This window comes from Acidocella sp., assembly GCF_028687955.1.
In the GTDB taxonomy this organism is placed as follows: Bacteria; Pseudomonadota; Alphaproteobacteria; order Acetobacterales; family Acetobacteraceae; genus Acidocella.
In genome coordinates, this window is sequence record NZ_JAQTZC010000055.1 from 1 (window position 1) to 15,329 (window position 15,329).

Genomic DNA, 15,329 nt, shown 5'->3' on the forward strand with positions numbered 1-15,329 from the left:
TCCGCGACTTACAGCGCCAAGGTATTAATTCAGCCTGAGAATGTGCTGAGCGGATGGCTGCCGATTGTCTCCACTTGGGTGGGTGCCGGCTGGGGTCTGGCGGCGCCGCCGCCCTTGGGTGCGCAGGTACTGTTGATTGCGCAGGAAGGTGATGCGCAACAGGGCGTGATTATTGGCAGTGTATGGTCAACTGTGGACAAGCCGATGACGACGCCGGCGGGGGAGATTTGGATGCAGCATCAGAGTGGGAGTTTAGTGAAACTGCTAAATGATGGCACGATTGCCATGCAGGCTTCCACCGTGAATATCACGGGGAGTTTGGTGGTGAGTGGTGATATATCTGACCAGAATGGTGCACGTGGCACGCTGGCTGCACTGCGCAACACATATGACAGCCATACTCATGCCGATCCGCAAGGAGGTGTTTCTGGCCTGCCTTCAGGGACGGTATAATGGCTGATTTGGCGTTGCAGTTTGGGGGCGATCTGGCGGTTGGTTCCACCGGAGATTTGCTTCTGGCGGATGGTGCGTCTCTGATGCAGCAGCGCGTACTGCGCCGGCTATTAACAAATTCTGGTGATTATATATGGCAACTCAGCTATGGAGCTGGGCTTGCGCAGTTTATTGGCCAGCCGGGCGCGCCTGCGGCGATTTCGGGTGTGGCGCGGATGCAGATGCAGTTGGAGCGTGAGGTGGCAGTGACACCGGCGCCGATGGTGACCGCGGTTGCGGGGGCTGATGGCATGGTTACGCTGTCGATCAATTATACGAACGCTGGCAACGAACAGACGTCCCTTCTCTCATTTTCATTGTAGGTTCTCATGCAATTATCGCTGCAGACCTTCTCCACCCTGGTGGAGAGGATGGCTGCCTCCGTGCAAGGAGCGGCACAAAGCCTTTTGGACCTGTCTGTTGGTTCTGTGTTGCGGGCCATATTGGAGGCGAATGCATCGGTTGCACTTTGGATACAGTGGCTGATTGTGCAATGTTTGGCAACCACGCGGCTGGCAACCAGCTCAGGTGTGGACTGCGATAGTTTCGGTGCTGATTTCGGGTTCACGCGCCTGCCGGCAGTGGCGGCATCCAGGGAGGTGACTTTTGCGCGGTTTACGCCGGGGATTTCGGCTTTTATTCCTGTTGGGACGGCGGTTTCCACGGTGGCGAACGCGCAGAGTTTTCTGGTGGTGGGCGATACGAATAATCCTGCCTATAGCGCAGCGGAAGGCGGGTTTGTTTTGGCGGCGGGGGTGGGTAGCGTGAGTGTGCCCGTGGTGGCCAGTGTGCCGGGAGTTACGGGAAATATTCAACCAGGTGCAGTGAGTTTGCTGGGTGCCGCGATCTCGGGCGTGGATACTGTGAGTAACAGTGGTGCGTTGACAGGTGGGATTGATGCCGAGAGCGACGTGGCTTTTCGTGCGCGGTTCGGTAATTTTCTGGGCGGTCTTTCGCGTGCGACGAATATTGCAATCGGTTCTGCAATTAGCGGAATTCAACAGGGCCTTAGTTATAATATCGCCGAGAATATAAACCAGGCTGGGGCCGCGCAACTGGGATTTTTTGTGGTCACGGTTGACGATGGGTCAGGCCATCCTTCAGCCGGCTTGCTTGCGACTGTGCAACAGGCCGTGAATGCGATCCGTCCGGTTGGGACGGGATTTGCCGTGCAGGGGCCGGTTGTTGTGACGGCGGATATTTCTGTTGCCATTGTTACATCATCCGGTGCATCGCATGCTGCTGCGGTGGCGGCTGTTGCAACGGAGATTGAGTTATATATTGCAAATTTACCGATTAGTGCGACGCTCAGCTACACGAGGCTGGCGCAGTTGGCGTATGATGCTTCAGGCACGATTACGAATCTTTCGGGATTGTTGCTGAATGGTGGTACGATGGATCTGGTACCGCCGTTATTTGGGGCGGTGCGCGCAGGCACAGTGGCGGTGGCATGACAATGGTTGGCGATACCTCAGATATGCTGTCGCGGTTGCGAATGGTCCTGCCAGGACGCTGGTTTTCAGATAATGCGCCGGTATTGGATGCATTGTTAACGGGGCTGGCGCGTGCATGGAGCGGCTTGTATGGGCTGCTGGGCGCGGTACAGGCGCAAACGCGGATTGCCTCAGCCTCGGGGATATTCCTTGACATTGCATCGGCCGATTACCTCGGCGGCAGCTTGCCCCGCCGCCCGGGTGAAAATGATACAGCTTACAGTGCGCGGATTCGCAACAATTTGATTGCACCGAGGGCGACGCGCGCGGGGGTCGTGGGGATGCTCACTGGCCTGACCGGCCGCACGCCAGTGGTTTTTGAGCCGTTGAATGCGAGCGACACGGGTGGGTATAACGTAAATCTTGGCTATAATACAGCTGGGGGGTATGGCAGCATGAACTTGCCGTATCAGTTTTTTGTATCCGTTTATCGGCCGAATGATTCGCCCATTAGTAATGCGGGTGGTTATGGAACAGGGCCGGGCGGATATAACGATGCACCAATGTTCTATGCGTCGGCCACCGAATTTACAGGTACGGTGAGTGATGCTGAAATCTATGCTGCCGTGGCCGCGGTGATACCGACTTCGAGCATTGCCTGGACGCAAATTTCCAACTGAGGATCGTACATGGATCGTAATATTGTTTATCCCGGGAGCATCCCGCTGGATACGGATATCTTGACGTTTAACCGCAATGCCATGGTGGGCATTGCAGCGCTCACCGCGGCGGTGATCGGGAGTAATACAGTGGTTGACGGGTTGGCGTGTTCCCCAACTTTGCCAGCATCTTTGACTGTTAATGTGGGACCGGGAAGCATTACCCTGCTGACGGCGCTTGATGCTAGCGCTTATGGATCTCTGGCGGCGGATATTGCCGACCAAATTGTTAAAACCGGAATTAATCTGCAGACGACGAGTTTTGCCCTGACAGCGCCTGCAAACTCGGGACAATCGATCAACTATCTGATTGAGGCCGCATTTTCAGAAATTGATGCGGATCCTGTTGTGCTGCCTTATGTGAATGCGGCGAATACCAGTTTACCATATTCGGGACCGAACAACTCCGGAACGGCGCAGAATACGAGGCGGGTGCAGCGCGTTCAGTTGCAGGTGAAGCCGGGCGCGGCGGCGCCGGCGGGAACGCAGATGACGCCCGCTGTGGATAGCGGTTGGGTTGGCTTGTATATCATTACGGTTAATTATGGGCAGTCCGCGATTACGGCGGCTAATATCAGCGTTGCGCCGGGCGCGCCGTTTCTGGGATATAAATTACCGTCGTTACGACCTGGATTTTCCTTGATGCAGGTGTTCACGGTGTCTGGCAGTTTTACGGTTCCAAATGGTGTGACGGCGGCTCGTGTGACGGTTTTGGGCGGTGGCGGCGGCGGCGGGTACCATACCACGATGCCAAGCGGCGGCGGCGGTGCGGGGGGGCGGGCGGTTGGGATTCTCGGTAATCTGACGCCTGGTTCGGTGATTGCTGTAACGGTGGGCGCGGGAGGAAATGCGCCGGCGAGTGCGGGAAATGGAAACAATGGCGGGCTGTCGAGCTTTGGCGGCTATATGACCGCAAATGGCGGTATTGGCGGCAATGGCGGCACGGTCACGAATTTTTCGAATGCAGGGGGAGCTGGCGGCACGGCTTCCGGCGGACAGGTGAACATCACCGGTTCGGTGGGAACTGATGCCATTGTGGTGGCTTGCCGTGGTGGTGATGGCGGTGGGCCTGGTAACGGGCGCGGCGCCAGCGGGCCGGTGGTGGGGATCGCGGCGTCTGGTTACGGCGGCGGCGGCGGCGGCGGCGGAACTTCCACGGGGGGCAGCCCGGTTGGCTATGCGGGCGGCGCGGGGGCACCGGGTCTCGTGATGGTTGAATATTAGGGGGAATGCTGATGAGTACACCTGCCAACCATATATGGCGCCCATCGAACGCGCGGTATGTACAAATTGATGGCTTTGTTCCTGTGCCGCGGGGGCCGCAGATTCCACCGCCCGTGGCCCTGGCATGGCCGGTGAAAGACCCAGGCGACACGTTGGATTATGTGTTTGACGTGGCCCCTGCGCTGATCGCCAATCCGGGAGACGCGATCAGCACGCTTGATGTGCAGATAAGCCCGGCCAATCCGGGGGATTTGACGCTTGTTTCAGCCGCGGCGGACGGACCGCGCGCGGTATTGTGGCTAACGTCCGGTCAGGCGTTGACGAGCTACACAGTGACCGTGACGATTACAACCAGCGGCGGGCGCGCGCTTGCACGTAGTATTGCGCTGCCGGTTGTCTCATTGGCCAGCGTGCCGGCGCCGATGAACGCGCTGACCACACCTTCGGGCCAGGCCTTGACCGACCCGTCCGGCACCCCCCTGACAACTCTTTAAGGTTTTGCGATATGCCGACAATTGGACAATTGCCTCCCGCGACGTCTGTCTCCGATACTGATGAGCTTGCGATTTTCCAAAACGGGCAGACGCTGTCCGCCACGCGGGCGCAGTTGCTTGCAGGTGTGCAGACAGCGCTGACATTGCCGCAGAACAGCTTGCTGGGCGGCGTTGGGCCTGGAACGGCGGTGCCTGTGCCGATTACGATCGGCGCCAATCTGGCGCTGACGGGAACGACTTTGTCGGCCGCAGCGTCGCCTTTTGTGATTCCCGCGTTGGCCTCTGGTTTGCCGCCAGGGGCAGGGGATGTGGTGCCGCTTGGCCAGGCTGGGGCGAACGTGGGGGTTTCCTACGCCAATTTTATGGGTGCCATGGGCGGCGTGCCGGGTTTGCCCGGCGGCGCGCTGGTGGCCATGGCGAGTGGTGCCACTACGGCGCGCACGATTGCCGCATTGGCCGCCAATGCTGTTGCAATCGAGGATTTTGGCGCGAAAGGGGATGGCGTGAGCGACGACAGCGCGGCTCTGCTCGCGGCCGTTGCCAGCGGCGCGCCGGTGCGCCTGGGGGCGAAGACACATGCGATTGCGGGTGAGTGCGATATTACGGGCGCGGCCTGTACGTTGCTGGGCGTGCCGGGGCTAACAATCGTGACGCGTCCGGCGCAGTCAAAGCTTGGGTCATCAGCGGCGCCGGCCTGGATCAATATCGCGACGGCGGCGTTGTATATTGATGGGATCGTTTTTGATGCCAACGCGGCGTTGACCACCAATACATTCTCGGTTCTTGTGCAGCCGGGTTGTATAAAATCAATCGTCACGCGTTGCGTTTTCAAAAATGCGAAGGGTCAGGGTAATGGCTCGGGGCTATGCTATCTGGCGAGCGATCCGGCGATTACCCAGCATCATATCAGCGATTGTGAGTTTGCCGCGAATACGGTGCATGGGCTCTACATTCAGGCAGTGGATGCGCTGAGCGTCACCAATTGCCGTGGCCATGATAATGGCGGCAATGGCATTCATGTTGATAGTCAGGATCCGTCATTTACCTTAAAAATTCGCGGTGTTCAGATCCTGGGGAATACGTGCTGGAACAATACGTGCGGGATTACGGTTGGCAATTTCAATGCCACCAACATACCCATTGTGCCGTTCACCTACGGAAATTCAAATCCGGATATTTTGGGCGCGGTGGTGTCGGGCAATAATTGTTATGCGAACAGGGGGTACGGCATTTTCATGTCGGGCCGCAATATTTTGGTTGCGGGAAATTTATGCGCCAATAACAGCTCGATTACCGGCGGGGGTGCCGGGATTTTGTGTGATACCGGTTACTGTAAGATCACGGGCAATATGGTGACCGGCGCTTCCAGTTTTGGGATTGATTGTGGCGGGTCGATTTATACGGAAGTTGACAACAACTATATCAATGGTGCGCTGAATGGTTTGAATATCGGCGGCGGGCAGAATTGCATGGCGCGCAGTAATTTCATCCAGGACTGCACGGGGAGTTCCATTTCTGTTCAGAATGTTGAGAGCAACGGCAATGGAGATAATTTCGGGCTAGCATGTACGGGGCTTTCGATCATTGGAAACTGGATCAATTACAGTGGTGGTGCCATTGGCATATTGATCCGCGATGGCGCGCAGAACACGTTGGTGGCGGATAATATAATCGTGGGGGACGCTGGCGCCAATCTGACGAATGCGCTCTCGGCTTACACGGATTCACTGACCCTGCGCGGAAATCTGCTGAATTTCACCCCGCGTTGGCCGGTTAATCCCGCGCTGGTGGGGGGCGTGTACACGCTTACCGTGCCTGACATTGTGGATGCGGTGAGCATTATGCAATCTTCTCAGCCGGTTGGCGGTATCCTCACCGCGCAGGCCGGTTTGGCGGCGGGGCAGGTGACGTTTATCAAAATGCTGGATACAGGGGTCGGTTACACCACGGCGGCGGTGACGATCAACGGAACGGGTACGGGTGCTGCGGCGTTTCCGTGGATTTCCAACGGCCGGATCATCGGTGTTCAGATGACCAGCTTTGGATCGGGGTATGGTCCGGGAACGACGGTAAGCATCACGGGAAATGGCGGTGGCGCGACGGCCGCCGCGCAGGTTGGTCTGCCGGTTTTGCAGAACAGGGAACTCGCGATCGACTGTCTGGCGCCGGTGACTTTCGCCGCCGCCGGGGCGGTGCCGGCGCAAAGCAACTGGACGGGGGCGCCCATCAGCATTCCCGCCGGTGCGAGCATCGATTGGGTTGGTAATAATGGCGGCTGGCGGGCAGCCAGGTTTTCGCAGAGCGACTATGTTTCACCCAATGGCGATGGCAGCCTGACGCTCAAGACGCAGGCCGGGGATATCTCGTTGCATCCGGCTGGGGCGGGCAGGGTGCGGATTATCTCGGACACTGAAGCCACCGGCGCCCTTGAGCTTATCGGCCGAGGTTCGCCTCAGAATTCCGTTTCCGCGCCGGCGGGCTCTACATTCCGCAACCTCAACGGCGGTGTTGGCAGCACGTTTTGGGTAAGCCAGGCGGCGGGGGCGGCCAACTGGGTCGCCGTTGCTTGAGGTTTGTTTCCGTTTCGCCAGCGCATTCTGTGCTTAAAATGAAAGTTTGTGTGCAATGACAACGATTGCCCAATTGCCGCCGGTTACCTCTGCCGGGGCTGGCGACCTGCTGCCGCTTTCGCAAGCGGGGCTGCTTTATTCAGTGAGCGTGGCGCAGTTGACGGCCAATGCGCAGCCCGTGATCAACGTGCCGGCGGGTGTTCTGCTGGGCCGTTATAGCATTGGCGCCGGAGGGCCGGAGAGCATCACGGCGGGTACCGGTCTTGCGATGAACGCCGGGGCGCTGGTGGCCACCGGGGCGGATCATGCTGGGTTTCCCGTGCAGGGTGTGATGTCGCTGTCAGATGAAATTGTGATCAGCGCGGGCGGCGCGCCGGGTTTGCTGCCGGTGACGGCGTTGCGCGGGCTTTTTTCGGCGGGCGCGGGTGTTGCCATTGATGGTAACGGCATTATCGCCGTTACCGCAGCCTACCTCACCGGCCCGGCTGGTTCACAGGGGCCAAGCGGCCCGGCCGGCCCCGTGGGGCCTGCTGGCGCTGTGGGACCGGCAGGCCCTGGGCTTGGCGGGCCTATGGCGGGCAATTCCGTGAGTTCTGTCGGCGCCGCGGATTATGTGGCGCTCTGGCAGAATGGCACGCTGGCATGGATGCCTTACGGCCAGTTCCTCGGCGGGCAGACCATTGACCAGCTCCCCGCGGCGGGTCCAGCGGCCGATAGCGATGAGCTGCTGGTGGCGCAGGGCGGTAACATGCTCAGCACGCAGAGCTTTGGCGCAATCTGGACCTATGTGCAGACCAAGCTGCCCGTTGTGCAACGGGGTATTGTGGAGCTTACGAGCAACACGGTGCTGGATTCGGCGCGGCATAATAATCGCATTCTGATCGCCAGCGCCCCGATTACGCTTTCGGCGAATTTTGCCGGGCTGGGAGCGGGTTTTTCCTGCACTCTGATCAATCTGGCGGCAGGGGCCGTTACCATGGGCACCGGCATTGCCGCCGGTTCGGGGGGGACAATTTTGCCGCCCGGTGCGGCAACGGAGCTGCTTGGCCTCAGCTATTCGGGGGGATCGCTGGTCTGGTGGAGCGGTGTGGTGCCCAATGGGCCAACCTTGACCGTCGGCTCGATTTCAGCGCCCGCGCCGGACACGGCCTTTGTCATTGCCGGCGGGGTGTTCAACGACGCGCCGCTGGCGCTTGATTATTCCATCGACGGTGGTTCCACCTGGATCGTGGCGCCAAGTCCGGTGATCACCGCGAATGCCTACAGCTTTACCGCCGCGGGGCTCAGCCCGGGGACCTATGCGATCCGGGTGCGCGACCATGGGAATGCCGCGGTTGTTGGTATGTCTAACAGTTTTGTGGTGGTTGCACCGGGCATTACGATGGTGGCGCCGCCGGGCACGGCGGCGGCGGGCGCGATCGTCGCGCTTTCCGGCACGGTTTCCCCGGCAAACGCCGCGGTGCAGGTTGGGTTTTCCGCGAGTGCCACGGCAGCGCCAGGTGCGTGGGTGAATGCCGTGGTCAGCAATGGCGGCTGGACGGCGAATCTGCTGCTCAACGTTGCTGGAACATATTACATCTGGGCGCGGAACACCGCAGCCGGGCTCAACGCGGTTTCGGCCGCTGTCACGGTTAGCTGAAGCATGACAATGCTGTTCAATGATCCCGGTTCGCTGCTGGCGGCCGGGCTAGGGCGGCGCGTGCTGGCGCGTTCGCTTCCCGCCAGCAGCAAACCGCCCGCGGGCGTGTTCACCGGCCCATACCCGGCCGCGATCAGCGGCATTACCGGCTGGTGGGATGCGGGGCTGCTGGGCGGCCTGCGGGATGTTGCCGGCGCACCGGTGACCCTCAGCAATGCGCCGGTTGGCGTCGTTGTTGATCAATCAGGTAACGGGAACAGCCTCACGCCGTTTCATGCCGGTGCTGGCGCGCCGCCCGCCGCCACCATCGCGGTGCCGCGCGTGAATGGGTATCTGGGCGCAGTTGGCGCGCCGGATATCGGGATTTTTAACAATGGCCCGGTGCTGGATGCGGATTGGGGCTTGCTGCATCCGGGGTTGGAGCTGGGCGCCGGGGCGGCGTGGACATGCTATCTGGTCTGGACCCGGCCAAACTGGCGCCAGGGGACGCTTGACAGCAACAGTGCGCCGATCGCGTTGTTTCATACGCTTTTTAGCACGGGCGTGACCATTCTGCAGGCGGACAGCAGCGGCGGCGCAAACCTTACGCTGTTTCCTGGCACCGCGAGCCAGACCGTGCTCTCCGCCGCGCTGGCGCGCCGGCACAGCCATGCGATCATTCTGCGCAATACGCCGGGTGTTGGGGTGGATGCGTGGCTCGACGGCGCGCAGGTTGCCACCGCCATTGCCAACCCGCTGCCAGCCAGCGCCAGCGCGCCGGTGCTGCTATTGCATGACGCCAGTGTGCAAGGCTCGGCGCAGTGCTGGTTCCATGAAGCCGCAACCTGGGAGCGTGCGCTCAGCGCGACGGAGATCGGCACGTTGATCAGCGCGCAGGGACGATGGGTTCTGGGTGCGCGCCGGGGCGTTAATCTCTTGCTCATGGGTCAGTCCAACGCGGCGTGGTTCATGAATGCCGGAGGCTCGCTTGCCCTGGCGCGGGGCATTGCCTGGTATCTCGGCGCGGCGGCTTATGGCTGTACCGCGGAAATATCGGGGACGTATGTTGCCCCCAACCGTTATTCGGTGACCCCGGGCCACCCGGTCTCCAACTCTTCGCCGCCGTTGTTTCCGCCGGGAAGCGGTGCGGGCACGTTCCTTACCAATCCGGGCGACGGGTCTGACCCCTCGACCTGGAGCGGTGGGCCGGATTTCACCGCGCTGAGCGCCTATTTGACGGGCGGCTCCGCCATTGTTGCTGGCGATGATGAAGCCGATATCGCGTTCTTGGTCTGGCCATGGTCGGAGCAGGACAGCACCATGCCTTATGCCAACAAGGCGCTCTACAAGGCCTCATTGCTGCGGCTGCTGGCGCTCACTCGCGGCCTGCTTGGGCGCACCGCCGCCAATCTGCCGCTGCTGGCGTGGAACGCGGTTCCGTGCGCGACCAATGACGGCGTGCAGATGGTGCGTGAGTCCATCGCCGATCTGGCGGCGGTGAGCGCCAACAACATCGTTGTCTTTGCCGCGCAGACGGCCGATTCCAACCCGCTGGATGCCGCCTATGACCCCACCACGGGGTGGTTTACGGGGGGAAATCCGCAATACCGTGACGAGCCGGATCTGCTGCGTTACGGGCGCATCGGCGCGCATGCGGCCGGACATGCGGCCATGGCGCAAGGGCTTGGCGACACGATCCAGCCCGCGGTGCTCCCTTTGAGCGGGCTGCCGGTAAAAGGCGGGCCGCAGATCACGCATGTTTACAGGGCTTCGAACACGGAACTGGTTCTCACCATCGCGCATGATTCAGGGAACGACCTGATCGTGCCGTTGCAGGCGGCGAACGGCGCCGGTTTTGCGGTGATGGATGGCGGCAGCGTTGCCACGCCAGGCGTTATCATCACCGCGGTTGCGGCGGCGCGGATCGATGCCACCCATGTGTCCGTGACACTGGCGGCTGCTCTCACCAATATCTCGTCCAGCGTGTTGTTTTTCTACCCCTATGGAAGCATGCAGATCGGCCGTGGCGATGCCGTGACCGATAACGCCGCGAGCCTGCCGCCGCCGCTGCACTGGAATATCGGCAACGACCTTGGCGCCGCATGGAATCTTAATCTTCCCCTGCAGGCTACGGCCTATCCCATCACCCTGTCTGACACACCTGCCTGAGGAACACTCATGGATACAGATTCTGTCGCTGTTTTGCGTTTGGATATCGCGGGCTTGCGTAACGATGTGAACGGTATCCGCCAAGATATCGGCGTTCTGGAGGGGAAGGCGGATTCATTGGAAGCCTGGCGGATCCGCTACCTGGCGCAGGAGGATCAGGTCATCGGCAAGCTGTTCAATAAGGTTGATGAGCTGGTCATGGGTTTGAGTGACATGCGGGCTGATATTGCGCGTATCCGTGGCGAGCGTGATGCCGAGCGCCGCATGAGCGTTGCCATCATCAGCCTGTTGTCGGCCGCTTGCGGCGGGCTGATCGCGAGTCTGCTGCATGGATAACTTTGCGCGCTGCCTGGCTTTTACGCTGCGCTCCGAGGGGGGCTTCACCAATAATCCGGCCGACCCCGGCAACTGGACCGGCGGCCATGCTGGTGCGGGCGAGCTGCGGGGGACGAATTTTGGCATCAGCGCGGCCGCTTATCCGCAGCTCGATATTGCCAATCTGACCGCGGCGGTGGCGGGGGAGATCTACCGCAGGGATTACTGGGCGCCGTTGCAAGGCGATGCGCTGCCCCTGCCGGTGGCGCTCGCGGCCTTTGATGCCGCGGTGAACGCGGGGCTTCGCCGCTCGGTCCTCTGGCTGCAACAGGCCGCCGGTGTGCCGGCTGATGGCCTGCTGGGGGCGCAAACGCTGGCGGCCATAAAAGCAGCCAACGCCCTAGCACTGGCGCGTGAGGCGCTCACCCGCCGGATGGATTTTTACGCCAGCCTGCCCGGCTGGACGAGTTTCGGACTTGGCTGGTCGCGGCGCGTGATCGCGCTGGCGGGCGAAATCTCAGTCTGAAGAACGGCGTTTGCTCAACCCGTACGGCGCGGATCGCCGTTTTTTGTGGAGATGATGATGAACGAAACAATCCTGGCGAAGGTCGAGGGTGACCTGAACATTGCCGCTCATATCGGCGCGGCCCTGGGCGGCCCGGTTGGCGTGATTGCCGATGCCGGTTTGCAGGCCGGCGAGGCTGTTGTGAACTCAGTGGTGGCCAGCGAGGCGGCGCATGCCACAGCACTCCAGGCCGCCACGGCGGCGGCGGCTTCGCTGGCCACCGCCGCTGCCCCCGTGGTCGCGGCGCTGCCCGCGGCCGATGCCGCAAAAGCCCAGGCTGGGCTCAGCCTGCTGCAGACCGTGCTGGCTGACCTCAAGTCGATTTTTTCGCTGTAATCATGTGGCGGCCCGGAGCAATCCGGGCCTTCTCCTTTAAGACTCCCCGGCTTGCGTGCAAACGAAGGCTACGCATGCAGCTCTTTTATCAGTTCCTCGGCTTCCTCGCGGTCCAGCCGCAGGGCGCGGCGGGTCACTTCCTGGCTGAAGCCGCCACGCGCCATCGCCGCCATGATCTTTTCCTCCGGCGCCTCGCCAAAAGGCCCCGCCCGCCGCCGCCGCAAATAAGCGCAGGCCGCCGCCAGCTCGCGTCGCGGGTCTTCAGCCAATACCGGCCGGGCGACCCCTTTTGCCGCCAGATGCGCCAGCGCCGCCCGGCGGGATTTACCCTGCCGGGTCAGCCGTTTGGCGCGCGAGGCGGCGAAGGCGGCGTCATTGAGCACCCCTGCCTCCCGCAGCCGGGCAATCACCCCTGGAATCGCCGTCCTGGCCCGCCGCACCTCGGCCGCCACCTCTTCGGCATCGGCATCCTCCCCCGCATACAGCCTGCCCCAGCGCTCCAGCTTGCGGGCCAGCACCTGCGCCAGCCCGGCCTCGGTGGCGGCAAAGCGCGCCAGATGGTTCAGCGCCGCCTCATATAATTTTGCCGCATCCGGGGGTTTGCTCGCCATGCCGCTGAGTTTTGCGCCAATACCGTGGCCTGACAAGCAGGGCGGCGCTGCCTTTTCTACCCTTGTCACGCTCCCGCGCACCCTCTATAGGCCGCGCTTCACCGTAAAACGTGATGCGCGCGCGCTTGGGCCATAGGCATGCCCGGCCGCCGCCCCGATGTTCGGGAGCCCTGCTCACCCAGGGATACGCGATAGGAGACCAAAATGCCGAAGTTAAAGACCAAGTCATCGGTCAAAAAGCGTTTCAAGATCACCGCCACCGGCAAGGTTCTCGCCGGCCCGGGCAAGAAGCGCCACAACCTGATGGCCCGCAGCCAGAAATCCAAACGTTCCAACCGTGGCAGCCAGACCCTCACCCACGCTGACGGCATCACCGTCAAGCAGTGGGCGCCGTACGGCATCGCATAAGGGAGAGGCAGAAACATGGCACGTGTAAAACGGGGCGTTACCACCCACGCCCGTCACAAAAAAGTTCTTGAGCAGTCGAAGGGCTTTGTTGGCCGCTCGTCCACCAACTACCGCATCGCGCTGGAACGCCTGGAGAAGGCGCTGCGCTATGCCTACCGTGACCGCCGGGTCAAAAAGCGCGAGTTCCGCTCGCTCTGGATCCAGCGCATCAACGCCGCCGTGCGCGAGCATGGGCTGACCTACAGCCAGTTCATCTTCGGCCTCAAGCAGGCTGGTTTGGAGCTGGACCGTAAGGTTCTGGCCGCCATCGCGTTTGATGATGCCGCCGCGTTCGCGGAAATCGTCCAGGCCGTTAAGGCCGTCGGCGCCGCGGAATAATCTTCCGCCCTTGCCTCATACCGGGCTGGAGCACATGTTCCAGCCGGACATGAAAAATCTACCCCCTTTTCCGGCCTCCCTGGCGGACACCACCGCCTTCCTCACCCCGCACGAACGTGAAGAGCTTTGGCGTGCCGCCATCATCATGGCGGACTCGCGCGGGCTCCTCATGCGGGTCACCTCCCTGTTCGGCCGCCGTATCGAGGCTTTGCGTGCCCGCCTCGCGCAAGCCGGCGGCCATTTTGGCGGCGAAGCCTGGGCGGATATCACACAGCGCGCGCAGGATAGCGTCGAGGAAACGCTCTGGCGCAGCTACAACCTCGCCACTTTCGGCCTGAGCGGCACAGCCCGGCCGCGCCGCCCCCATGGCAACCGTGTCCACCGCCTAGCCACCGCGGCCTCCGGCGCGGCCTCCGGCTTCATCGGCCTACCCGGCGTGTTGTTTGACATTCCCTTCACCACCACCGCGATCCTGCGTTCCATCGCCCAGGTTGCCCGGGATTCGGGCGAAGACCTTGCCACCGAGGACACCCGCCGCGCCTGCCTGGAGGTTCTGGCCTTTGGCGGCCCTGGCACGGGGGATGACGAGTCGGAAACCGGCTACTGGGCCGCCCGCCTCGGTCTCAGCCATTTATCCCTCAACCTGCTGATTAGATCCGCCGCCGGCCGCTTTGGCGTGGTGCTGTCCGAAAAGCTGCTGGCCCAGGCGGTGCCTGTCGCAGGCGCTATCACAGGCAGCGCGCTCAACTACGGCTTCACCCGCTATTACCAGAACATGGCGCAGGTGCAGTTTTGCCTGCGCGCGCTGGACCGCCGCACCGGCGAGCCCGCCGCCGTTCACCAAGCCTTCACCGCCATGCTGCGCGAAGCGCGGGCGCGCCACCGCATCAACCGCCGGGCCGCCCCGGCGCAGGATGCAGTTTTTTTGCCGCGCTAAACCTTCGCCGCCGGGTCCGCAATGGTCATTTCTGTAACCAGCCGTTTTGCTGCGTTGAACTCGGGGATTGAATTCACGCAATCCGCCGCGATCATCCGCCCGTCCTTCAGGTAGAAGCAGACAAACCCCTCCGGCATGCGCGCCGGGCGGATCACCACCCGGTCATGGAGCGAAAGCATTGAAATTTTTACAATCTGCCAAGGCGCTTGTGCAAGCGGTGGGCCTTGTGTTCGGCCTGCGCGGGGGCACGGAAGAACCGGCCTATCGACCCATCGCGACGCTCGGCGAGGTGCAGATCCGCCGCTATGCGCCGCGTCTTGCCGCCAGCGTGAGCATTGAGGGTGATGAAATCGCGGCCCGTTCGGCAGGCTTCCGCCGTCTTGCCGGGTATATTTTTGGCGCCAACACCACCAGCTTATCGCTGAGCATGACCGCACCTGTCGCCCAGGCGCCCGTCACCATTGCGATGACCGCGCCCGTGGCCCAGGCCCAGGCCGCCGGTGGTGCTTGGGTCATCAGCTTCTACATGCCCTCCGGCTACACGCTGGCAACATTGCCCCGCCCGTTCGACCCGCAAGTCCATCTGCATGAGGTGGCAGAGACCACCGAGGCCGTTTACCGCTTCTCTGGCCGGCCCAGAGCGGCGGCGGTGGTCTGCGCGCGCGCCATTTTGGCCAGGCAAATCGCCGGTTCCGCCTGGGTGGCGGCAGGTGAGCCGGTGGCCCAGTTTTACAACCCGCCGTGGACACTCCCCTGGCTGCGCCGCAACGAGATCAGCGTCGTGGTCACGCCGAAACCCTGACCTACCCCCCGCGAGGCACCTCTATCTCCCCCTCCTGCGCCTTTGGCGGCACCGGCCGCTGCCCGCCCTGCGCCCGCCAGCGCTGCATCTTCCACACATAGGCCAGCACCTCGGCGGTGGCGCGATACAGCGCCACCGGCACCGGCTCACCCGGCTCCACATGGCGATACACCGCGCGCGCCAGCGGCGGCGCCTCCACCACCGGAATCCCAAACCCCCGCCCCCGGCTGATAATTTCCGCCGCCAGCAGTCCCACGC

General features: G+C 62.1%; 19 protein-coding genes. 16 read left to right on the plus strand and 3 right to left on the minus strand.

All coding sequences use genetic code 11. The features are described 5' to 3' along the window. From PHE40_RS08195 to PHE40_RS08250, 12 genes are all read left to right on the plus strand, one after another. The coding region (locus PHE40_RS08195; protein WP_299960642.1) for a phage baseplate assembly protein V at window positions 1–453 on the plus strand (453 nt) is incomplete at its 5' end. Further along, window positions 453–815: a hypothetical protein gene (locus PHE40_RS08200; protein ID WP_299960644.1), complete on the plus strand. Its 363-nt coding sequence runs from the start codon at window positions 453–455 to the stop codon at window positions 813–815. The genes PHE40_RS08195 and PHE40_RS08200, both read left to right, overlap by 1 nt. Before the next feature lie 6 nt (window positions 816–821). Beyond that, on the plus strand, window positions 822–1,946 hold the full coding sequence (locus PHE40_RS08205; RefSeq protein ID WP_299960647.1) for a baseplate J/gp47 family protein: 1,125 nt from the start codon (window positions 822–824) through the stop codon (window positions 1,944–1,946). Then, complete coding sequence (locus PHE40_RS08210; RefSeq protein ID WP_299960650.1) at window positions 1,943–2,605, plus strand: hypothetical protein; 663 nt, start codon at window positions 1,943–1,945, stop codon at window positions 2,603–2,605. Before PHE40_RS08205 ends, PHE40_RS08210 begins: the two co-directional genes overlap by 4 nt. Window positions 2,606–2,614: 9 nt before the next feature. Continuing rightward, a complete protein-coding gene (locus PHE40_RS08215; RefSeq protein WP_299960651.1) occupies window positions 2,615–3,868 on the plus strand; it encodes a glycine-rich domain-containing protein in 1,254 nt (417 codons plus the stop codon). A gap of 11 nt (window positions 3,869–3,879) precedes the next feature. After that, a complete protein-coding gene (locus PHE40_RS08220; RefSeq protein ID WP_299960653.1) occupies window positions 3,880–4,362 on the plus strand; it encodes a hypothetical protein in 483 nt (160 codons plus the stop codon). Window positions 4,363–4,373: 11 nt separating this feature from the next. Next, window positions 4,374–6,932, plus strand: a complete 2,559-nt coding sequence (locus PHE40_RS08225) for a right-handed parallel beta-helix repeat-containing protein (protein ID WP_299960654.1) — start codon at window positions 4,374–4,376, stop codon at window positions 6,930–6,932. A 55-nt stretch (window positions 6,933–6,987) separates the two neighbouring features. Beyond that, complete coding sequence (locus tag PHE40_RS08230) at window positions 6,988–8,571, plus strand: collagen-like protein (RefSeq protein ID WP_299960656.1); 1,584 nt, start codon at window positions 6,988–6,990, stop codon at window positions 8,569–8,571. 3 nt (window positions 8,572–8,574) lie between these two features. Then, complete coding sequence (locus tag PHE40_RS08235) at window positions 8,575–10,719, plus strand: hypothetical protein (RefSeq protein ID WP_299960658.1); 2,145 nt, start codon at window positions 8,575–8,577, stop codon at window positions 10,717–10,719. Between the two features lie 9 nt (window positions 10,720–10,728). Continuing rightward, window positions 10,729–11,055: a hypothetical protein gene (locus PHE40_RS08240; protein ID WP_299960660.1), complete on the plus strand. Its 327-nt coding sequence runs from the start codon at window positions 10,729–10,731 to the stop codon at window positions 11,053–11,055. Continuing rightward, window positions 11,048–11,560 carry a glycoside hydrolase family 108 protein gene (locus tag PHE40_RS08245; protein WP_299960662.1) on the plus strand — a complete coding sequence of 171 codons (513 nt, stop codon included), beginning with the start codon at window positions 11,048–11,050 and terminating at the stop codon, window positions 11,558–11,560. Before PHE40_RS08240 ends, PHE40_RS08245 begins: the two co-directional genes overlap by 8 nt. 57 nt (window positions 11,561–11,617) lie before the next feature. Then, entirely contained in the window at window positions 11,618–11,935 is a 318-nt protein-coding gene (locus PHE40_RS08250) for a hypothetical protein (protein WP_299960664.1), read from the plus strand. 68 nt (window positions 11,936–12,003) lie between these two features. Here the strand turns inward: PHE40_RS08250 and PHE40_RS08255 are convergent, their stop codons facing one another. Then, window positions 12,004–12,546, minus strand: a complete 543-nt coding sequence (locus tag PHE40_RS08255) for a regulatory protein RecX (protein WP_299960666.1) — start codon at window positions 12,544–12,546, stop codon at window positions 12,004–12,006. A 204-nt stretch (window positions 12,547–12,750) separates the two neighbouring features. Between PHE40_RS08255 and rpmI the strand changes: the two genes are divergently transcribed. Genes rpmI through PHE40_RS08270 form a run of 3 tightly spaced genes read left to right on the plus strand, consistent with a single transcriptional unit; the run spans window position 12,751 to window position 14,269 of the window. Then, window positions 12,751–12,954: a 50S ribosomal protein L35 gene (gene rpmI, locus PHE40_RS08260; RefSeq protein WP_284258284.1), complete on the plus strand. Its 204-nt coding sequence runs from the start codon at window positions 12,751–12,753 to the stop codon at window positions 12,952–12,954. Between the two features lie 15 nt (window positions 12,955–12,969). After that, entirely contained in the window at window positions 12,970–13,332 is a 363-nt protein-coding gene (rplT, locus tag PHE40_RS08265; RefSeq protein ID WP_284258283.1) for a 50S ribosomal protein L20, read from the plus strand. Window positions 13,333–13,381: 49 nt separating this feature from the next. Continuing rightward, on the plus strand, window positions 13,382–14,269 hold the full coding sequence (locus PHE40_RS08270) for an EcsC family protein (protein ID WP_299960670.1): 888 nt from the start codon (window positions 13,382–13,384) through the stop codon (window positions 14,267–14,269). Here PHE40_RS08270 and PHE40_RS08275 read toward each other — a convergent pair. Next, window positions 14,266–14,448 carry an oxidoreductase C-terminal domain-containing protein gene (locus tag PHE40_RS08275; protein WP_299960671.1) on the minus strand — a complete coding sequence of 61 codons (183 nt, stop codon included), beginning with the start codon at window positions 14,446–14,448 and terminating at the stop codon, window positions 14,266–14,268. The two genes, PHE40_RS08270 and PHE40_RS08275, sit on opposite strands and share 4 nt — an antisense overlap. Here PHE40_RS08275 and PHE40_RS08280 point away from each other — a divergent pair. Further along, window positions 14,448–15,071 carry a heme-binding protein gene (locus PHE40_RS08280; RefSeq protein WP_299960673.1) on the plus strand — a complete coding sequence of 208 codons (624 nt, stop codon included), beginning with the start codon at window positions 14,448–14,450 and terminating at the stop codon, window positions 15,069–15,071. The genes PHE40_RS08275 and PHE40_RS08280 overlap by 1 nt on opposite strands. Window position 15,072: 1 nt before the next feature. Here the strand turns inward: PHE40_RS08280 and PHE40_RS08285 are convergent. Further along, the coding region (locus PHE40_RS08285) for an EscU/YscU/HrcU family type III secretion system export apparatus switch protein (protein WP_299960675.1) at window positions 15,073–15,329 on the minus strand (257 nt) is incomplete at its 5' end.